General features: G+C 67.8%; 1 protein-coding gene. It reads right to left on the bottom strand.

All coding sequences use genetic code 11. From position 1 onward, the window contains the following. A partial coding sequence (locus tag J0695_RS43520; protein WP_206970316.1) for a cbb3-type cytochrome c oxidase subunit I occupies positions 1-338 on the bottom strand: 338 nt, incomplete at both ends.

Genomic DNA, 338 nt, shown 5'->3' on the forward strand with positions numbered 1-338 from the left:
GCATACGGAACATGGTCATGCCGGGGGCGCGCATCCCGATGATGGTGGTCAGGAAGTTGACCGCACCCAGGATGGTGCCGAAGCCCGCCAGCGCCAGGCCCATGATCCACAGGTCGGCGCCGATGCCGGGGGAGTGGTTGATCGAGTTGAGCGGGGCGTAGGCGAACCAGCCGAAGTCGGCGGGCCCCTCCGGGGTGAGCTCCGAGCCGAGCACGATCAGCCCGCCGAAGAGGAACAGCCAGTACGAGAACATGTTCAGCCGCGGGACGGCGACGTCGGGCGAGCCGATCTGCAGCGGCATGATCTCGTTGGCGAAACCCGCGAAGGTCGGGGTCGCG

Origin of the sequence: Streptomyces beijiangensis (assembly GCF_017315755.1) — a bacterium.
Lineage (GTDB): Bacteria > Actinomycetota > Actinomycetes > Streptomycetales > Streptomycetaceae > Streptomyces > Streptomyces beijiangensis.